21 protein-coding genes and 1 other RNA gene are annotated in these 17,694 nt (G+C 38.6%); 17 read left to right on the plus strand and 5 right to left on the minus strand.

Going from position 1 to position 17,694, the window contains the following annotated elements; translation table 11 throughout:
* The first annotated feature begins 81 nt into the window (after positions 1-81).
* The 3 genes from BR30_RS0100880 (at position 82) to rarD (ending at position 3,110) form a co-directional block, all read left to right on the plus strand.
* Positions 82-285, plus strand: a complete 204-nt coding sequence (locus tag BR30_RS0100880) for an alpha/beta-type small acid-soluble spore protein (protein ID WP_026563307.1) — start codon at positions 82-84, stop codon at positions 283-285.
* Positions 286-455: 170 nt separating this feature from the next.
* A complete protein-coding gene (gene mbcS, locus BR30_RS0100885; protein WP_026563308.1) occupies positions 456-2,042 on the plus strand; it encodes an acyl-CoA synthetase MbcS in 1,587 nt (528 codons plus the stop codon).
* A 132-nt stretch (positions 2,043-2,174) separates the two neighbouring features.
* Positions 2,175-3,110: an EamA family transporter RarD gene (gene rarD / locus BR30_RS0100890; RefSeq protein WP_026563309.1), complete on the plus strand. Its 936-nt coding sequence runs from the start codon at positions 2,175-2,177 to the stop codon at positions 3,108-3,110.
* Positions 3,111-3,177: 67 nt separating this feature from the next.
* Here the strand turns inward: rarD and BR30_RS0100895 are convergent, their stop codons facing one another.
* Positions 3,178-3,981 carry an NAD kinase gene (locus BR30_RS0100895; protein ID WP_026563310.1) on the minus strand — a complete coding sequence of 268 codons (804 nt, stop codon included), beginning with the start codon at positions 3,979-3,981 and terminating at the stop codon, positions 3,178-3,180.
* 162 nt (positions 3,982-4,143) lie between these two features.
* Between BR30_RS0100895 and sppA the strand changes: the two genes are divergently transcribed.
* The 9 genes from sppA (at position 4,144) to BR30_RS0100940 (ending at position 11,776) form a co-directional block, all read left to right on the plus strand.
* On the plus strand, positions 4,144-5,154 hold the full coding sequence (gene sppA, locus BR30_RS0100900) for a signal peptide peptidase SppA (protein ID WP_026563311.1): 1,011 nt from the start codon (positions 4,144-4,146) through the stop codon (positions 5,152-5,154).
* Positions 5,155-5,165: 11 nt separating this feature from the next.
* Positions 5,166-5,633, plus strand: a complete 468-nt coding sequence (locus BR30_RS0100905) for an RDD family protein (RefSeq protein ID WP_026563312.1) — start codon at positions 5,166-5,168, stop codon at positions 5,631-5,633.
* 82 nt (positions 5,634-5,715) lie between these two features.
* The gene (locus tag BR30_RS0100910) at positions 5,716-6,408 is read left to right on the plus strand and encodes a DUF2953 domain-containing protein (RefSeq protein WP_026563313.1); all 693 of its coding nucleotides are present in this window, start codon (positions 5,716-5,718) and stop codon (positions 6,406-6,408) included.
* A 17-nt stretch (positions 6,409-6,425) separates the two neighbouring features.
* Positions 6,426-6,944: a GerW family sporulation protein gene (ytfJ, locus tag BR30_RS0100915; RefSeq protein ID WP_026563314.1), complete on the plus strand. Its 519-nt coding sequence runs from the start codon at positions 6,426-6,428 to the stop codon at positions 6,942-6,944.
* Between the two features lie 338 nt (positions 6,945-7,282).
* Positions 7,283-7,783, plus strand: a complete 501-nt coding sequence (tpx, locus tag BR30_RS0100920) for a thiol peroxidase (protein WP_026563315.1) — start codon at positions 7,283-7,285, stop codon at positions 7,781-7,783.
* A 113-nt stretch (positions 7,784-7,896) separates the two neighbouring features.
* Positions 7,897-8,880, plus strand: a complete 984-nt coding sequence (locus tag BR30_RS0100925; RefSeq protein ID WP_026563316.1) for a class I SAM-dependent methyltransferase — start codon at positions 7,897-7,899, stop codon at positions 8,878-8,880.
* 233 nt (positions 8,881-9,113) lie between these two features.
* Positions 9,114-10,307, plus strand: coding sequence for an acetate kinase (locus BR30_RS0100930; RefSeq protein ID WP_026563317.1), 1,194 nt, complete (start codon positions 9,114-9,116; stop codon positions 10,305-10,307).
* A gap of 117 nt (positions 10,308-10,424) precedes the next feature.
* The gene (locus BR30_RS0100935) at positions 10,425-11,267 is read left to right on the plus strand and encodes an EcsC family protein (RefSeq protein ID WP_026563318.1); all 843 of its coding nucleotides are present in this window, start codon (positions 10,425-10,427) and stop codon (positions 11,265-11,267) included.
* Positions 11,264-11,776 (plus strand): MogA/MoaB family molybdenum cofactor biosynthesis protein, encoded by a 513-nt coding sequence (locus BR30_RS0100940; protein WP_026563319.1) that lies wholly within the window; start codon positions 11,264-11,266, stop codon positions 11,774-11,776. Before BR30_RS0100935 ends, BR30_RS0100940 begins: the two co-directional genes overlap by 4 nt.
* A 38-nt stretch (positions 11,777-11,814) precedes the next feature.
* Here the strand turns inward: BR30_RS0100940 and BR30_RS0100945 are convergent, their stop codons facing one another.
* Both BR30_RS0100945 and BR30_RS0100950 read right to left on the minus strand, forming a co-directional pair.
* Positions 11,815-12,129, minus strand: a complete 315-nt coding sequence (locus BR30_RS0100945) for a hypothetical protein (protein ID WP_026563320.1) — start codon at positions 12,127-12,129, stop codon at positions 11,815-11,817.
* A 135-nt stretch (positions 12,130-12,264) separates the two neighbouring features.
* Positions 12,265-12,717, minus strand: coding sequence for a universal stress protein (locus BR30_RS0100950; RefSeq protein ID WP_026563321.1), 453 nt, complete (start codon positions 12,715-12,717; stop codon positions 12,265-12,267).
* A 106-nt stretch (positions 12,718-12,823) separates the two neighbouring features.
* Between BR30_RS0100950 and BR30_RS36435 the strand changes: the two genes are divergently transcribed.
* The 3 genes from BR30_RS36435 (at position 12,824) to ald (ending at position 14,808) form a co-directional block, all read left to right on the plus strand.
* Complete coding sequence (locus BR30_RS36435) at positions 12,824-12,982, plus strand: hypothetical protein (RefSeq protein ID WP_155928400.1); 159 nt, start codon at positions 12,824-12,826, stop codon at positions 12,980-12,982.
* A gap of 162 nt (positions 12,983-13,144) precedes the next feature.
* Complete coding sequence (locus BR30_RS0100960; protein ID WP_231507602.1) at positions 13,145-13,525, plus strand: hypothetical protein; 381 nt, start codon at positions 13,145-13,147, stop codon at positions 13,523-13,525.
* Positions 13,526-13,689: 164 nt separating this feature from the next.
* The gene (gene ald, locus BR30_RS0100965) at positions 13,690-14,808 is read left to right on the plus strand and encodes an alanine dehydrogenase (protein WP_026563323.1); all 1,119 of its coding nucleotides are present in this window, start codon (positions 13,690-13,692) and stop codon (positions 14,806-14,808) included.
* 283 nt (positions 14,809-15,091) lie between these two features.
* On the opposite strand, the gene ssrS is transcribed toward ald, so the two are convergent.
* Both ssrS and BR30_RS0100975 read right to left on the minus strand, forming a co-directional pair.
* Positions 15,092-15,288: non-coding RNA, 6S RNA (gene ssrS / locus BR30_RS35540), on the minus strand.
* 56 nt (positions 15,289-15,344) lie between these two features.
* Positions 15,345-16,442, minus strand: coding sequence for a M24 family metallopeptidase (locus BR30_RS0100975; RefSeq protein ID WP_026563325.1), 1,098 nt, complete (start codon positions 16,440-16,442; stop codon positions 15,345-15,347).
* A gap of 187 nt (positions 16,443-16,629) precedes the next feature.
* Between BR30_RS0100975 and BR30_RS0100980 the strand changes: the two genes are divergently transcribed.
* Both BR30_RS0100980 and BR30_RS0100985 read left to right on the plus strand, forming a co-directional pair.
* Positions 16,630-17,310 (plus strand): metal-dependent hydrolase, encoded by a 681-nt coding sequence (locus tag BR30_RS0100980; protein WP_026563326.1) that lies wholly within the window; start codon positions 16,630-16,632, stop codon positions 17,308-17,310.
* Between the two features lie 83 nt (positions 17,311-17,393).
* Positions 17,394-17,633, plus strand: coding sequence for a hypothetical protein (locus BR30_RS0100985; RefSeq protein WP_026563327.1), 240 nt, complete (start codon positions 17,394-17,396; stop codon positions 17,631-17,633).
* The last annotated feature ends 61 nt before the right edge of the window (positions 17,634-17,694 follow it).

Here is a 17,694-nt window from a genome sequence, read left to right on the forward strand (position 1 = left end):
TTTGTGAACAATTACCAATTGTAATATAGAATGAAGATCTTAAGTTCTACACATTCTATACTCACAAGGAGGTGATATCACATGGCAAGCAACAACTCTAATCAATTAGTAGTTCCTGGTGTAGAACAAGCTCTAAGCCAAATGAAATATGAAATTGCTTCTGAATTTGGTGTAAATCTTGGAGCTGACACTACTTCACGTGCCAACGGATCTGTTGGTGGTGAAATCACAAAGCGTCTAGTAGCAATGGCTGAATCACAATTAGGCGGCGGATTCTCTCGTTAATAAAAAATAAATACGATGGCTACAGAGAGCGTGGGGGTTTCCCCCCGCTCTCTTTTTATGCTCCAGATAGTAAAAAATATTTGTATCTGAATAATAATTTAAAATTATCTAATAATTTTGTATAATTAATATTGTAGGATAAAATATTGTTAATGTTAAGGGGGAGAAGCATGAAGCGGGAAGATTTGATTGCACCAGATAAGTATAATCTAGTCTCAGAAGTGGAGAGTTTTGCACAGGATCCAAACAGAGTCGCCTTAAAGTGGGAGAATGAAGCAGGAGACACCCAGCAAGTTACATACGAACAATTAATAAAGAAAGTGAACCAGGCGGCAAATCTGTTTGCAAAGAATGGCCTAAATAAGGGAGATGTGGTCCTTGTCATCGTACCGCGTCTCATTGAGGCATATGTCGTTTATTTGGCCGCTTTAAAAGCAGGCATGGTCGTTATTCCAAGTTCGGAAATGTTAAAGGAAAAAGATCTGCAATACCGGATAACACACGGTGATGTAAAAGGTGTGATAAGTTTTTATCCATACGTAGATCAATTTGAAGAAATCAACAAAACCCAGACATTGGTAAGATTTACGATTGGTGGAACTAAACCAGGCTGGATTGACTTGGACACAGAGATGACAACTGCTTCCGAAACCTTCGAACCAGCGGACACCCTTAGAGAAGATATGGCCTTTTTATCCTATACGTCTGGAACAACAGGGAATCCTAAAGGGGTTGTCCATACACATGGCTGGGCTTATGCTCATTTAAAAACAGCTTCTCCACAGTGGCTTTGTATTGAAGATGGTGACACAGTTTGGGCAACTGCCGGCCCAGGCTGGCAAAAATGGATTTGGAGTCCATTTCTATCCGTTCTTGGATCTGGTGGTACAGGATTAGTTTACAGCGGAAAATTTGAACCGAAAAAATATTTGAGTCTCCTCCAAAAATATGATGTAAATGTCCTTTGCTGTACACCGACGGAATATCGACTAATGGCGAAGGTAGATAACTTAGCTGATTACCAATTACCAAATCTTCATAGTGCCGTCTCTGCAGGAGAACCGTTAAATCGAGAAGTAATAGATACGTTTAGAAAATATTTTAATATTGATGTTCGTGACGGTTATGGACAAACAGAAAATACCTTGCTTGTAGGCGTTACCAAAGGAATGGAATTGAGATCTGGGTCCATGGGAAAGCCGACGCCTGGAAACAGGGTTGAAATCATTAACGAAGAGGGACAGGTGTGTGCAGTCGGTGAAGTGGGGGATATCGCTGTCCATGTAGAAACACCAGCTTTATTTAAAAACTATTATAAAGACCCGGAAAGAACAGCAATGCAGTTCCGCGGTGATTATTATGTAACCGGTGATAAAGCAAAAATGGACGAAGAAGGTTATTTTTGGTTTGAAGGCCGTGGAGATGATATTATTATCAGCTCTGGCTATACGATTGGACCATTTGAAGTGGAAGATGCACTTGTTAAACATCCATTTGTCAAGGAATGTGCAGTCGTGGCAAGTCCGGATGAGATTCGCGGCTTTATTGTCAAAGCATTTGTTGTCTTAAAAGAAGATGTTGATTCCACCGACCCTGAATTGACAAAAACATTACAAGAGCATGTGAAAACGCTTACAGCACCATATAAGTATCCAAGGAAAATTGAATATATCCCTGAGCTTCCAAAAACAACCTCAGGGAAAATTCGCCGGATTGAACTTCGGAAAAAGGAACTTGAGGGAGCGAAACAAGCATAATGCAATCAGGAAAGAAAGCAGGCGGAATTCCGTCTGCTTTTTAATTGGAAGCAAAATTCCCCCCCATTTATGTAGTTTCGCGTTATAATAGAGATTATTTCGAAACTAGAAAGAATAGGGGCTCGTACACATATGAAAAAGACAGAAACGCAAAAAGGAGTCATTCATGCCGGCTTTTCCTATTTACTTTGGGGATTATTGCCAATCTATTGGAAGCTTTTAGACCATGTTAATGCTAAAGAAATTTTAGCCAGTCGTGTGGTATGGTCGTTTATTTTTATGGTCATCATACTTCTCCTAACCAAAAAATGGGGACTTTTTCTCCGAACGATTAAAGGGTTTGCGAAAAATAAAAAACAAATGGCTGCATTGACGATTGCCTCCCTGTTAATCAGTGTGAACTGGTTTATTTATATCTGGGCGGTTAACAGTGGTCATATGATTGAAGCGAGCCTTGGTTATTATATCAATCCATTAATTAGTATTTTATTAGGAATGATTGTGCTAAAAGAAAAATTAACGGTTTACCAATACGCGTCATTCGTCTTAGCGGCAATTGGGGTATTAATTATTTCTATTTCCCATGGGCAGTTTCCGTGGATTGCCATTGTGTTAGCCCTTTCCTTTGGATTATATGGATTGGCGAAAAAGTTAATCAATGTAGATTCTACAGTAGGGTTAACCTTAGAAACCCTAGTGATTACACCGATTGCTGTCATCTATATTGGCTTTTTATTTATTAGCGGCTCGAATGACTTTTTAAACTCTGGGGTTCAAACTGACCTACTACTAATGGGTGCAGGGGTTGCAACGGCAGTACCGCTCCTGTATTTTGCAAAAGGCGCACAAAAAATCCCTTTATCATTATTAGGTTTTCTACAATATATTGCACCAACATTAACCTTACTTTTAGGCGTATTTGTCTACCATGAACATTTTTCAAAAATACAACTTCTATCCTTTATGTTCATTTGGTCGGCATTAACGATTTATTCATTATCAAAAACAAAGCTATTGTCTGCACAAAGGTTCCATTTGCGAAAAGAAAAGGGCACTAGCATACAATAAAATGAAAAAACCTTATCCACTTCGCCTGGATAAGGTTTTACTTTGTATAAATAGAGACTTCCGCCTTTTAAAGGAATGACCGCTTCACTTTTTGCCAAAAGGAATTGTCTTTTAGTTTAAGTGTTTTTAACTTTTTATCACTTATTTTTATGCTGATTTTCTCCACGTGACGGATGCTTAATGCTTCATTATCCATGCCCATTGTTGGATGGTCATTGCCTTCAGATATTACTTTAAGCGTAAGTGTTCTTTCACTACCAACAATAAAGGAGGAACCAAGTGTTCGATAATTAATGGTATTTACAGAGGCTACTTCACTCACCTGCATGCATGGAAGAAGTGGATCAACTATCGAACCATTCACCGATTTATTATAGCCAGTACTACCTGTTGGTGTTGCGACAATAAGTCCATCACCGCGGAAGGTTTCTAAGTGAAGCTGATCAATGTAGACATCTATTACTAGTGTCTTTATGATTGAAGAGCGAATACTGAATTCGTTTAAGCAAGGAAATGTACCTTGACCATCAACTTCTACTTCAATTAACGGATAACGGCGAACTTTTATATTTTCATTGGTGACAATCGCATCAATCATTTTAGATCTATCACTAATTCGGAAATCACAATACATACTCAAATTATCTTCAGTTGAAATCCCCGTATAAAGGCAATCATCCCGGAAGCCAGTTTTCCGAACTGCTTGTAGAAACGTTCCATCATCACCAACACTGGCAATGATATTTGCGTTTCGGTAATCAGTGACAATTGTAAATCCATATCGATTTGCAATGTCTACAAGCGGAGCAACTTTTGACAGCATGTCCGAATCTCGTTTGTGATAAAAGTAAATATTGCGTCTATTCTCCATGGTATGTACCTCCCTAGTAAATGAGCTTTTTGTAACATTATCCCAATCGCGAAAATATTCTCTAAGAAATAATGCTAGTCTGAAATTAGTTTAGCATTTTATTGAGACAATATGAAATAGGACTTAATTTTAAGATAAACAATAAGGGGGACATACGTATTTATGAATGGAAAACGGTGGGCCGCACTAGGCATTGCAGCAGCGTTATTTTTCATCTCGTTAGTCATTAATTTTTTATCCTCTTTTGCTTTTAAAGGATGGGAAACAAATTTCACTGATTTTATGGCTTCTGCGGAGCAGCCTTTTACAGAAGAGGTTGTCAATGAAGGGAATGAATTAAAAAAAATAGTGATTCTTGATGTAAATGGGGTCATCCAGGATACATGGGAAACAGGCTCAATCCTGCAAAGCTCTGGTTTCAATCATCAGGACTTTATGAAAAAGTTAAACCATATTAAAAAGGATGACTCGGTGAAGGGGATAATTATTAAGGTCAATTCCCCCGGTGGCGGAGTGGTAGAAAGTGCAGAAATTCATGATAAACTAACTGAAATTCAAAAAGAAACCAAAAAGCCAGTCTATATCTCAATGGGTTCCATGGCCGCATCGGGAGGATATTATATTTCAACAGCGGCTAAAAAGATCTATGCCAGTCCCGAGACAATGACTGGCAGTCTCGGTGTGATTATGGAAGGAGTCAATTATAAAGGGCTTGCCGATAAATATGGTGTTGACTTTGTTACGATTAAAAGTGGTAAACATAAGGACATTATGAGCCCAACAAGAAAAATGACCGAGGAGGAACGACAAATCTTACAATCGATGATAAATAATTCATATCAAGGATTTGTCAAAGTTATTTCAGAGGGACGAAACCTCCCAATCGAGCAGGTGAAAAAAATAGCAGATGGCCGTGTTTATGATGGCCGTCAAGCCAAGGATTTGCAGTTAATTGATGATTTTGGATACCTAGACGATGTGGTGAAGCAAATGAAAAAACAGGAGAAACTTAAAGGTGCACAAGTTGTTCGATATTCAGACTCACTTGGTTTGGGATCCTTATTTACAATGCAGGCAAAGAAATTAATGGGTAAAGATATGGAAATGGCTGGCTTGTTGAAGGTCTTATCAAGACCGAATTCTCCGCGAATTATGTACCTTTATGCGGAATAGGGGGAGTATCCATGGAAACGAATGAGTATCAAGAATACTCGAACGACAGAAAAGATGAACTTTCCATTCGATATGCGGGCTTCTGGATGCGCTTTTGGGCTTATCTTCTTGATTTGGTGGTAGTGGGAAGTATCGTTAGGATATTGATTAAACCGGTTTTTCGAATGCTGGATATTTCTTTATCGGAATCGTCCATGTTTGCTCCAGTTTCAATTCTATCCGCGTTAATCTTCTACCTATATTTCGTACTAATGACCAAGTATCTAAATCAAACGCTAGGGAAAATGGTGTTTGGATTGAAAGTAGTTGATTTAAAAAGTAATCAAATGACATGGGGGACGATTCTATTTCGTGAATGGATTGGTCGGTTTATTTCGTCAACAATCATCGTAGGATATATAATTATTGCTTTTTTACCCAAAAAACAAGGCTTGCATGATCTATTCACTGACACTTCGGTCATACATGTGGAACGGTGATCTTAAACCTATCAACATTTGTTGGTAGGTTTATTTTTATATGGAAAAGCAAATACTACCCGCTGAAAGGTTGTGATTGAAATTGTTCTGGGTACTCGTAGTTTTGTCGATTCTATTGCTCTTTTTCATTCTCATTCTTTTTACTAAATTAACAATACTAATTAATTATTATCATCATAATGACAATGATGATTTAAAGATAAAATTTAAGATTTGGTTTGGATTAATAAAATATACAATTAACGTTCCGTTAATAAAAGTGGATGATAATTCTCCTAGCATTGTTGTAGAAAGTAAATCTAAAATGGGTGAATCTTCAACTGAATCAACTAGCACAGACTCCAATCAAATCACAGCTGAAGATGTTGAGAATAATTTTTCAAATGCAAAAAAAATACTTAATCATGTGTTTGGATTACATCGGATTATAAGGAAGTTTTTTCGAAAAGTTACCATGAAAGGCTTAGAGTGGAATACTTTGATTGGTTTAGGAGATGCAGCGCACACTGGGACGATAACTGGTGCCATTTGGGCGTTTAAAGGGAGCATCATAGGTCTTATTAGTCATTATTTAAAACTAAAAGAAATGCCAAAAATAACGGTGACTCCACACTTTCAGGCGGCCGTTATTCAGACAAGACTTACATGTATTATTCAGTTTCGTATCGGGTATGCTATTCTAGCAGGATTAAAACTGTTTAGATTCTGGAGGGGCGGACTTCCGCACTTTAAAAAGAAAACAAATTTTGCAAATGATAAAACAAAATCCATTTGAAAAAGGAGGAAACAGCCATGTCTGACCATCCAATTCAAGGTTTGATGACAACTGCAATGGAAAGCCTTAAAGAAATGATTGATGTGAATACGATTATTGGTGATCCTGTTGAAACCCCTGACGGAAGTGTTATTTTGACTGTATCGAAAGTAGGTTTTGGATTTGCCGCAGGTGGTAGTGAATTTAAGCTCGAGGGGTCTCAAAGTCAAGGGCAAGGCAAAGGTCAAGGTCAAGGTCAAGGTCAAGATCAGGGACAGGGTCAGGGGAAGAGTCAAGGTTCATCCCATCCATTTGGCGGCGGTAGCGGGGGCGGTGTCTCAATTACCCCAATTGCCTTTTTAATTGTCAACTCTCATGGTGTGAAAATGCTGCATTTGGATGAAAGCACTCATTTGTATGAAAAAATATTAGAGCTGGCTCCAACGGCGATAGATAAAATTCAGCAAATGTTCTCAAAAAAGGACCAGGGCCAACAGCAAATTAGTTCGCAAGGATCGAAAAACGAGCATAAACCAAAAGAAGAACTTGAATTATAGTAGCAAAGGTTAATCTTCCAGAAGATTAGGAAGGTTAACTTTTTTTATGTGAGTGTTTTAATTTGAGAAATGTCTAGCTCCAGGTCCCAGCGGCTAGTGTACTTCGCCCTTTTCCCTTCGATAAGTCAAGCACGGATGCGCTAACTCTCTCCGTGTTTCCTTTATCTTAGTCAAAGGGCTCCAGTCCATACGCCGCTAAACGGTCCCTTGCGCTTTTCGATTAAGTCTAATTAATTGCAAATTAGATGTTGAAAAGATATATTTACACTGTACATATTTGAAGGGAAGCGGTTTTCTACAATCCGCTAGAACTTGAACACGAAAAAGGAGGATGTAAAATGGCAAATGTAACATTTAAAGGGAATCCAATTACACTTTTAGGCAATGAAGTAAAGGTAGGGGACAAAGCACCTAACTTTACTGTACTGGCAAATGATTTGTCACAAGTTAGCTTAGAAAGTACCAAAGGTCAAGTACGTTTAATTACCTCTGTACCTTCTTTGGATACTGGTGTTTGTGATGCTGAAACACGTCGTTTTAATGAAGAAGCAAACAGCTTAGGTAACGTGAAAATATTAACGGTAAGTGTGGACTTGCCATTTGCACAAAAACGTTGGTGTGCTGCTAGCGGAATTGAAAATGTGCAAACATTATCTGATCATCGTGATCTTTCTTTTGGTGAAGCATATGGAGTTGCTATCCAAGAATTAAGACTGTTGGCTCGTGCCGTATTTGTTGTCGATTCAAACGACACAGTAACATATGTGGAATATGTTAGTGAAGCAACCAACCACCCGAACTACGAAGCAGCACTTGAAGCAGCAAAAGCGGCAAAGTAAGATAATGATATAGAAGGCCTCTGCATAGCAGGGCCTTTTTCTATGCTTAAAACTTGTATAATATGTCGATACTCATTAAAATGGATTAGGAAATTAATAAGGGCGGGGATCAAATGAAAGTTTCTCCAGTAGAACAATTGTTTACGTTATTTAATGAAACTGCACTTCTTTTGCAGGAAGAAATAAACTGTACCTATTTAGAGGCACTCGCTGAGACGGGAGAGAATTTATTCCAAGGCTCTATCCTACAAGATGAGGTTAGCGAACTAACTGAAAAAAGATTGAAGAAACTGTATGGACAGATTCATTTAGAAAAGTTTTCAAACGATGAAATTCGGAAAGCTTATCAACTGGCTATCTTAAAAGGGATGAATGATAGTGTTCAATCGAACCATCAAATGACACCTGATTCTGTTGGGATACTTATTGGCTATTTAGTAGAAAGATTTATGAAACAGCCTACATTCCGTTTGCTTGACCCAGCAGTGGGTACTGGGAATTTGTTGACAACTGTTTTAAATCATCTGCAAAGAAAAATTGACTCAGTCGGCGTTGAGATTGATGACCTTCTTATTAAGCTTGCCTATGTTAATGCCAATTTACAAGCTCATCCTATTCAACTCTTCAATCAAGACAGTCTGGAGCCGATGTTTATTGATCCTGTTGATGCAGTAATCGCAGATTTGCCCGTAGGATTTTATCCAAATGATGTTAGAGCTGCAGATTATATGGTCAAGGCAAGTGAAGGGCATACCTATTCCCATCATTTATTTATCGAACAAAGTGTCCGCCATACGGTGCCAGGCGGTTATTTATTCTTTCTAATACCAAATGGACTATTTGAAAGTGAGCAAGCACCACAATTACATGATTTTTTTAAAGAGCATGTTATTGTTCAAGGATTGCTGCAATTGCCAGTAAGTATGTTTAAAAATAAAAATTCAGCGAAAAGTATCATCATCTTGCAGAAAAAGGGAGAAGGAGTTCACCCGCCGAAGCAGGCATTGCTGGTTGAATTACCTAATCTTTCAAGTGCAGTAGAGATGGATAAAATATTATCCAAGATGGACAAATGGTTTCAAGAGAACAAAGGATGAACCGAGATTAATCTCTGGGTTCATCCTTTGTTTTAATATTGTAAAATAAGAAATATCAGAATAAATTTTCATTTGTAATGTAATCGTTACCATAGGAAATTTGCCTTGAAATATACTATACACAATGATTCAATTAAGGATGGAAATAATCAAGAGTGGTTTGAGCAAAATAATCTTGTACTACTTAAAAAAATGCCAAACCAGTGTTGTTATATAAAAGGAGCGGTAACGATATGTCAAAAATTATTGCAATTAATGCGGGGAGTTCTTCCTTAAAGTTTCAATTGTTTGAAATGCCAAGTGAAGATGTCATCACAAAAGGATTAATCGAAAGAATCGGTTTAAATGATTCAATTTTTAATATAACGGTTAATGGTGAAAAAGTTCAAGAAATCATCGATATCCCTGACCATGAAGTCGCTGTAAAAATGCTTTTAGATAAATTAACGACATTAGGTATTATTAATTCACTTGATGAGATTGTTGGAATTGGACACCGTGTTGTTCATGGTGGAGAAACATTTACCGATTCTGTGCTGATCACGGATGGAGTGATAAATAAAATTGATGAATTATCAGAACTTGCACCATTGCATAATCCAGCAAATCTAACTGGAATCAAGGCTTTCATGAGCGTGCTTCCTAATGTTCCTGCTGTGGCTGTATTTGATACGGCATTCCACCAAACGATGCCAGCTAGCTCTTACCTGTACAGCTTACCAATGGAGTATTACGAAAAGTATGGTATTCGTAAGTATGGTTTTCACGGAACCTCTCATAAATATGTATCACAGCGTGCAGCTGAGCTTTTAGGTCGCCCTGTTGAACAATTACGTTTGATTTCTTGTCATTTAGGAAATGGTGCAAGTATTGCAGCAATTGAAGGCGGTATGTCAATTGACACATCTATGGGCTTTACACCACTTGCAGGGGTGACCATGGGTACTCGTTCAGGTAATATTGACCCTGCATTGATTCCATATATTATGGAAAAAACCAATAAAACGGCTGAGGAAGTACTTGATGTACTAAATAAAAAGAGCGGTATGCTGGCAATGTCCGGTTTCTCAAGTGATTTACGTGATATTGAAATTGAAGCGAAAAAAGGCAATGAGCGTGCAAAGCTTGCCTTGGATGTTTTTGCAAACCGAATCCATAAATATATCGGTTCTTATGCTTCACGTATGAATGGTGTCGATGCTATTATTTTCACAGCAGGGATTGGTGAAAATAGTGACACTATTAGGGAAAATGTATTAAGAGGTCTAGAATTTATGGGTGTTTATTGGGATCCGGCTCTTAACAAAGTAAGAGGCGAAGAAGCCTTTATTAACTACCCACACTCACCAGTAAAAGTATTAATCATCCCAACAAATGAAGAAGTAATGATTGCCCGCGATGTTTTACGTCTTGCTGACATTCATTAATCGTTAAATATTTAAAAGGCAAAAGCTAGGACAGAGCTTTTGCCTTTGTTTTTTTATTCAGGTAATTCTTTATGATATACTGGAAAGAGAAAGCCTTGCAGTAAGGGGGAATCAAACATGCCATTAACAGACCGTGAAGCAATGGTCTTGAATGAAATACAGGATTGGGAAAGAAATTTATTTGAATTCGAGCCGAATGATTTCCAATTAACCTATGAAAAATTTCTGCAACAATCATTCTTATTATTGCCTGATAATGTTCAACGTCAATTCTTTTCGGTGGTCGATAGCTGGCTGTTTCATTTACATAGCATGATCCAAGGCTCTCAGCTGCAAATGGATGCAAAGGATAGAATTCTTTCATCGGGGCGAATCTTTCATAAGGACATAGAAAAAATTGAAGATCTAAAAAAATTAAGGATTGAACAATTACAATATATTGCTGAGCAGCAAATTGCCCGTCATCGTCTTTATTCCTTTGTGCAAGGGGGATTAGCTGGGACTGGCGGTCCACTGCTATTAAGCACGGACATACCAGCGATAGCAGTGATTAATTTAAGGGTCGTCCAATTAATTGCGATGACTTACGGAGTGGAGGTTAATACCCCATTTGAAATGATGACCTCCTTGAAGGTCTTTCACACGGCTACATTACCCCCAAGGCTCCAAAGAGCAGGCTGGACTTCCCTGATGGAAGAATTAGAGGCGCAAGAAGATTATTATTTTTATGAAGGAAATGAAGAAATAACTGATATAACCTGGCTTGAACAACCGGTTCAACAACTTATGAAAGCGCTGGTCATTGCGCTGTTCAGAAAAAAAACGATTCAAGGAATACCGTTAGTCAGTATGGCCATTGGTGCTGGTGCTAATTATCAGTTAACTAGAAAAGTAACGGACGTAGCTCATAAATATTATCAATTTCGTTACCTACGAGAAAAAGAGGAGTTAATGGGATGAGTACTCAAGAACATAAAAAAGCCGCACCTAGAATAGTTAATTGCAAAGTTATAACAGTTAGTGATACACGAACAAAGGGAACAGATAAAAGTGGAAAGTTAATGATGGACTTACTTGAACATGCAGGTCATAAGATTGTTGATTACGTCATTGTAAAAGATGAAGCAGAGCCCATCCAAGATGAAATCGTAAAAGGATGTGCAAAGGAAGAAATTGATGTCATTTTAACAAATGGCGGAACGGGGATTGCCAAGCGGGACGTAACGATTGAAACGGTAGAAAAATTACTTGATAAAGAGATTGTTGGTTTTGGTGAAATATTCCGGATGCTAAGTTTTCAAGAAGATATTGGTTCTGCAGCCATTCTTTCAAGGGCTATAGCTGGTGTGGTAAAAAATAAAGCAGTATTTTCTACCCCGGGCTCAACAGGTGCCGTGAAGCTCGCAATGAATAAATTAATTCTGCCTGAAATAGGGCATGTGGTAAGAGAAATACAAAAAGACCTCTAAATAGAGAAAAACTCCCTTTTCGATGGAAAGGGAGTTTTCTAATGATGGACTTTTGTTGAAAGAACTTCGTTTGCTCGGTACCATAGCCATAAATCATTAATAATGGAAGCGAGATCCGCAATTTCCGTGTTCAGTTGACATGAACGTGGAAAATTACTTTCATTGGAGAGAAGTGCTTGTTTCAAATTAATTTCTGTTTCAAGTTCACTAATCCGGTCAGGAATCGAACCGCGGATTTGTTCCCAGTAAAAGAGAATCTTTTGTTGTGTTTCCTCGTTGTATTGGTCCCATTCCAAAGTTAATTCGGGCACTGGAATACCAAGACGATGATCAAGAGAAAAATATTCTTCCATACGATTGCCTCCAATCCGACTGACTACTTTTTATTTTACTATACATTCATCACCCATTCACTATAAACCTATGTTTTTAAAATTTGTAAAGAAAGCACGAAGCTTAAAATCCGCTGCGTGCTTTTCGACTCTATCTTAGGCGATATCTTTTTCTGTGCGAACTACGAGAACGTCACAATGTGCATAACGAGTAATATGTTCAGAAACGCTGCCGATAAAAAACCGCTCGACAACATTTAATCCAGTTGCACCGCAGATAATCAAATCCACTTTGTGTTTTTTAGCTAAATCTCTTGGAATACGTATTTTTGGAGAACCATAATCAATTTCATATTGCACTTTAGTTAATCCTGCATCCTCGGCTTGCATTCGGTAATTTTCAAGCATATCTTTTGCCAACTTTTCTGCTCGATCTCCAATAACCGTGTCATATGCCTCAATTAATGCAAATGTTCTAGTGTCAATAACGTGGACTAATAATAGGGTGGCATCATTTCTCTTGGCCATTTCAATCCCTTTTTTAAAAGCCCAATCAGCTTCTTTTGAACCATCAATAGCGACTAAAATATTTCTATATTTAAGTCCCATGATTAATCATCTCCTTACTTAAATTATACATTATTTAACAAGGAATAACTGTTGCAACTTTTCGAACAATATAGAGGTAACCTTCAATGGAAAGGAGATTTGAATGATGGGAAAAAATGAACAAAACAATAAGTTTTTGTTTGAGTTTAATGAGCATGGTGCCAATGAAGTAAGACAGCAAATTATGGATTCATATAATAGTGGATTTATTGGCGAAGGAACAGCAATTGCTGATAGTAATGATTTTGCTGGAACTGAGAGTTAATGTAATGTTGATGGTACGGAGGGGCTGTCCTTATATGGGATAGTCTTTTTTTTGTGGACAAATATCATGGATTTTTTGTAAATAAGGGCCAATACCCAAGAATGTGCAGTGGAAATTGCATATCCTTTAGTGTGTTTATTAATAAGAATGAGGAGGAGAAACATGAGTACAGAAATGTATGGAATGCCTAATACCGTAGATGTGAACTATAATGTGGTTGATCCTACAGATGAAAGAATTCGTCCAGGGTTTGGACATTTTGGTGGATTTCATGGTGGTTTCGGAGGTTTTGGCCGTCCAGGATTTGGATTTGGCGGTTTCGGCAGACCAGGATTTGGATTTGGTGGTTTTGGTCGCCCAGGATTTGGATTCGGTTTTGGCCGCCCAGGATTTGGCTTTGGTGGATTTGGCTTTGGGGTTCCATTCTTAACAGGTCTAGCCGCAGGTGCCTTATTAACTCCAGGTTACGGATATGGTTACGGATATCCTTACTATCCACCATACCCATACCCATATCCTTACCCATATTATCCTTGGTATTAATGAAAAGAGCTTTGCCATTTTTGGCAAGGCTTTTGCTTTATTTCTTGTCGAAATCTAATGTTCCTTAGTTAATGTTACGAGGTTACATCTTACTTAGGAAAAGGGTTATAATAAAGATGCCTTGGCTAAATTTACTATTTATTAATTTATTTGGAGGTAAACACATGCGGATCGGAGTACCTACAGAAATAAAAAATAATGAAAACCGTGTAGCGATGACACCAGCAGGAGTGGTCAACCTAGTGAAATTCGGTCATGAGGTTTTTATTGAAAAGGGAGCTGGTCTTGGATCTGGTTTTTTGAATGAAGATTATGAATCAGCCGGTGCAAAACTTGTAGATACAGCAGAAGAAGCGTGGTCCATGGAAATGGTGATGAAGGTGAAAGAACCACTTCCAAGCGAATATAAATACTTTCGTGAAGGATTAATTTTATTTACATATTTACATCTTGCACCTGAACCAGAATTAACGAAAGCATTAATTGATCAAAAAGTAATAGGCATCGCCTATGAAACGGTGCAGTTACCAAATAGAAGCTTACCGTTGTTAACGCCGATGAGTGAGGTAGCTGGCAGAATGGCCCCGCAAATTGGTGCCCAATTTCTTGAGAAAGTTTATGGAGGGATGGGAATTCTTCTTTCTGGTGTCCCAGGGGTCCAAAGAGGAACAGTTACCATAATAGGCGGTGGTGTGGCTGGAACGAATGCAGCTAAAATGGCGATTGGTTTAGGGGCAAAAGTGACTATTATCGACTTAAATCCAGATCGTCTTCGGCAATTAGATGATATTTTTGGATCAGATGTGACGACTCTTATGTCCAATCCCTATAATATCGCTGAAGCAGTGAAGGATTCGGATTTGGTGATCGGTGCCGTTCTAATTCCTGGAGCAAAAGCCCCGAAACTCGTAACAGAAGCAATGATTCAATCGATGAAACCAGGTAGTGTCGTTGTGGATATAGCGATTGACCAGGGAGGGATTTTTGAAACCACTGACCGGATTACCACGCACGACAATCCAACCTATGTGAAACATGATGTTGTCCACTATGCTGTTGCAAACATGCCGGGTGCGGTCCCAAGGACTTCTACCATCGCCTTAACAAATGTAACGGTCCCATATGCCGTGCAAATTGCCAATAAAGGTTACAAACAAGCTTGTCTCAGCAATGAAGCATTGTTAAAAGGAATCAACACACTGGGCGGCTACGTAACCTATCAAGCAGTCGCAGAAGCACATGGGCTAGAATTCTTAGATACAAGGACCTTGCTAGAAAAATAATGATTAAGCGGAGGAGGGACAATGATGTTCCTCTTCTTTTTTATAAAAATGGCTTTGTTAAAGCTTATTGCTTATTTTGGCACCCTGTTGATTGTAGCGGAAGGCGCGAAGACTCCTGCGGGAGGACGGGGCAGGGGAGACCCCGCAGGAGCGCAGCGACGAGGAGGCTCCCCGGACCGCCCGCGGAAAGCGAAGCGCCTGGAGCGGAAATTAACAGGCCGGTTTATCAAAGTCATAAAAAGTAAAAACCAGCTCCTAAAAGGAACTGGTTTGAAGTACATACTATGTAGCCGCATTTGCCGTATTAATATAAGAAAGTTTTAAACCACCACTCCTCAAAGTGGGTGTTCTCAGAAACCCTTCCTGCATGTCCTCCAAGTCTTATAGACAGAGGCTTGTCATTCCAGTTCCAATGGTTAAACTCCCTTTTACAGCTTAAAGGTTAAAACTTTATTATGACTACGAACAACGCAGCTTGTATTAGTATAATATATCAATTCTGTCTAAATTTCAATGTAAAAAAATTACAAATGAAATTATTTTGTAATCTGCAAGTCTTTAGGAAACTTTGTAAGAACTTTTGCCCCGTCTGCAGTAATATAAATGTCATCTTCAATCCTTACACCGGCCACATTTGGTACATAGATACCTGGCTCAATCGTGTAGACCATACCTTCCTCAATAATGAGCGGGTTGGTTTCTGTCAATGAGGGATACTCGTGGACGCTAATTCCGAGCCCGTGACCGAGCCTGTGTGGAAAATAGTCTCCATAGCCTGCATCCGCAATAATTCTACGGGCAGTAAGGTCTACTTCTGCAGCTGTTACCCCTGGTTTGCTTACTTCAATAGCAGCGAGCTGTGCTTTTAATACGGTGTCATAGATTTCTTTTTGCTTGTCATTAATGTCTCCGTAAGCCACGGTCCTAGTGATATCAGAACAATACCTATCAACAACCACACCCAAATCAAATAAAACAAGATCCCCTTTTTGAATTTTCGTTTCTCCAGGGTTTCCATGGGGAGAAGCGGCATTGGCTCCGGCAAGAACCATTGTCGAAAACGACATTTCGGTAACACCCTTTTGTTTTAAGGCGTACTCTAAAGCATTCAGTATTTCCAACTCTGTTTTGCCTTCCTTAATTTCACTAGCCCCGAATTCAACGGCGAAATCAGCAAGGGCACAAGCCTCTTCAATGATTTTTAATTCCTTGGCATCTTTAATCATTCGAAGCATGCGTAATTTTTCTTCAGCAGAAACAAAGGATGCTTGTGGGAATAATTTTGAGAGGTGTTCATAGCGTTCTACATTCATATGTTCTTTTTCAATGGCTGCTTTCGATACACTCTTTATTCTTTTATTAATAGAATTTAAAATCATTTCCCATGGGTTTTCGATATCACTGTATCCAAGAATTTCATGGTCCCAGCCTGAACGTTTGGCATCAGGCACTTCCATTCCTGGGCAGACTAGAAAAGGCTCTTCCGTCTGAAAGACTGCTAGTGCGAGCAACCGTTCATGTGGATTGGTGTAATATCCGCTTAAATAAAATACATTCTCAGAAGAGGTTAGAAAACTAACTTCTATATCGTTTTCCTTCATCCATGATTGAAGTTTCGTTAATCGTTGATTCATGTTAACTCCCCCTATGTAATTCATATCCTATTTGAGATTATCAATTAAAACATGAAAAGTAAACTTTCGATGCATTTAATTCCTCTTGCTTAAATTCGATTTTTCAGGAATATACTAGAGATTATGGAAGGGATTCCAGTTATTGTATTGAAATAAGTAATAGAGGAAAACGAGAGGAGCGATTGTGATGAAAATATCTTATCACGGACATTCAGTAGTACAAATTCAAACAAATGGAAAGAATATTTTAATTGACCCATTTATTAATGGTAACCAATTAACAGACTTGAAAGTGGCTGAAACAAGACCTGATGTCATTATTTTATCCCATGGTCACAATGACCATGTCGGGGATACGGTTGAGTTAGCAAAGAAAAATAATGCCCTCGTTGTGGCCAACCATGAACTTTCTACTTTTCTAAGTTGGCAGGGAGTGAATACCCATGGGATGCATATTGGAGGAGCCCATCAATTTGAGTTCGGAAAAGTTAAATTAACGCAAGCCTTTCATGGTTCAAGCTATACAACGGAAAATAATGAAATCATCTATTGTGGAATGCCTGCAGGGATTTTATTTATGAATGAAGGAAAAACCATTTATCATGCTGGAGATACTGGGTTATTTTCAGATATGAAACTAATTGGTGAGCGCCATCCAATTGATGTAGCGTTCCTGCCAATTGGTGATAATTTTACCATGGGTCCTGAAGATGCAGCATACGCAGCCAAATTGCTAAAAGCTAAAACAGTTGTTCCAATCCACTTCAATACATTCCCGCCAATTAAACAGGATCCATTTAAGTTTATTGAGATGCTGGAGGATAAAAACGGTAGAGTACTCCAACCAGGCGAAGCGATTGAATTTTAAATGTTCTAGGTGATTTACATACTTTTTTACCTCCCCTATGCATAAATATGAAACAAGCAGTCTTTTTAGGGGAGGAAATTAAGATGAAAAAGAACAGATATTTACTTTGCTTGTTACTCTGTGGCTTCTTGCTGTATTATGGAGTCCCGCGCTTATCGATTCATGCCGGTGGTGCCGAAGGGATATTTTCATTAGCCTGGCTGGCATTTGCGTTAATGGTTATTGCCGGAAATCTAACAGGTTTGCTTTATAGTCCAAAAAGGCAAGGTCAGAAACCTAATGTCGAGCGGCGAGTAAAGAAGAAATCCAGGTCCTTTCATTGATAATTAAAGTCAATGTGTGAATCCGCATTGAATCAAGGCTTTCAACACTCTATAATAAAAT

This window comes from Bacillus sp. UNC41MFS5, assembly GCF_000686805.1.

Coding starts and splice junctions, on each gene's coding strand:
- BR30_RS0100940 (WP_026563319.1), top strand. CDS start 11,264: ATGAGTACTCAAGAACATAAAAAAGCCGCACCTAGAATAGTTAATTGC.
- BR30_RS0100895 (WP_026563310.1), bottom strand. CDS start 3,981: ATGGAGAATAGACGCAATATTTACTTTTATCACAAACGAGATTCGGAC.
- BR30_RS0100880 (WP_026563307.1), top strand. CDS start 82: ATGGCAAGCAACAACTCTAATCAATTAGTAGTTCCTGGTGTAGAACAA.
- BR30_RS0100930 (WP_026563317.1), top strand. CDS start 9,114: ATGTCAAAAATTATTGCAATTAATGCGGGGAGTTCTTCCTTAAAGTTT.
- sppA (WP_026563311.1), top strand. CDS start 4,144: ATGAATGGAAAACGGTGGGCCGCACTAGGCATTGCAGCAGCGTTATTT.
- BR30_RS0100945 (WP_026563320.1), bottom strand. CDS start 12,129: ATGGAAGAATATTTTTCTCTTGATCATCGTCTTGGTATTCCAGTGCCC.
- BR30_RS0100960 (WP_231507602.1), top strand. CDS start 13,145: ATGAGTACAGAAATGTATGGAATGCCTAATACCGTAGATGTGAACTAT.
- BR30_RS0100985 (WP_026563327.1), top strand. CDS start 17,394: ATGAAAAAGAACAGATATTTACTTTGCTTGTTACTCTGTGGCTTCTTG.
- tpx (WP_026563315.1), top strand. CDS start 7,283: ATGGCAAATGTAACATTTAAAGGGAATCCAATTACACTTTTAGGCAAT.
- mbcS (WP_026563308.1), top strand. CDS start 456: ATGAAGCGGGAAGATTTGATTGCACCAGATAAGTATAATCTAGTCTCA.
- ald (WP_026563323.1), top strand. CDS start 13,690: ATGCGGATCGGAGTACCTACAGAAATAAAAAATAATGAAAACCGTGTA.
- BR30_RS0100925 (WP_026563316.1), top strand. CDS start 7,897: ATGAAAGTTTCTCCAGTAGAACAATTGTTTACGTTATTTAATGAAACT.
- BR30_RS0100950 (WP_026563321.1), bottom strand. CDS start 12,717: ATGGGACTTAAATATAGAAATATTTTAGTCGCTATTGATGGTTCAAAA.
- BR30_RS0100935 (WP_026563318.1), top strand. CDS start 10,425: ATGCCATTAACAGACCGTGAAGCAATGGTCTTGAATGAAATACAGGAT.
- BR30_RS0100905 (WP_026563312.1), top strand. CDS start 5,166: ATGGAAACGAATGAGTATCAAGAATACTCGAACGACAGAAAAGATGAA.
- ytfJ (WP_026563314.1), top strand. CDS start 6,426: ATGTCTGACCATCCAATTCAAGGTTTGATGACAACTGCAATGGAAAGC.
- rarD (WP_026563309.1), top strand. CDS start 2,175: ATGAAAAAGACAGAAACGCAAAAAGGAGTCATTCATGCCGGCTTTTCC.
- BR30_RS0100975 (WP_026563325.1), bottom strand. CDS start 16,442: ATGAATCAACGATTAACGAAACTTCAATCATGGATGAAGGAAAACGAT.
- BR30_RS0100980 (WP_026563326.1), top strand. CDS start 16,630: ATGAAAATATCTTATCACGGACATTCAGTAGTACAAATTCAAACAAAT.
- BR30_RS36435 (WP_155928400.1), top strand. CDS start 12,824: ATGGGAAAAAATGAACAAAACAATAAGTTTTTGTTTGAGTTTAATGAG.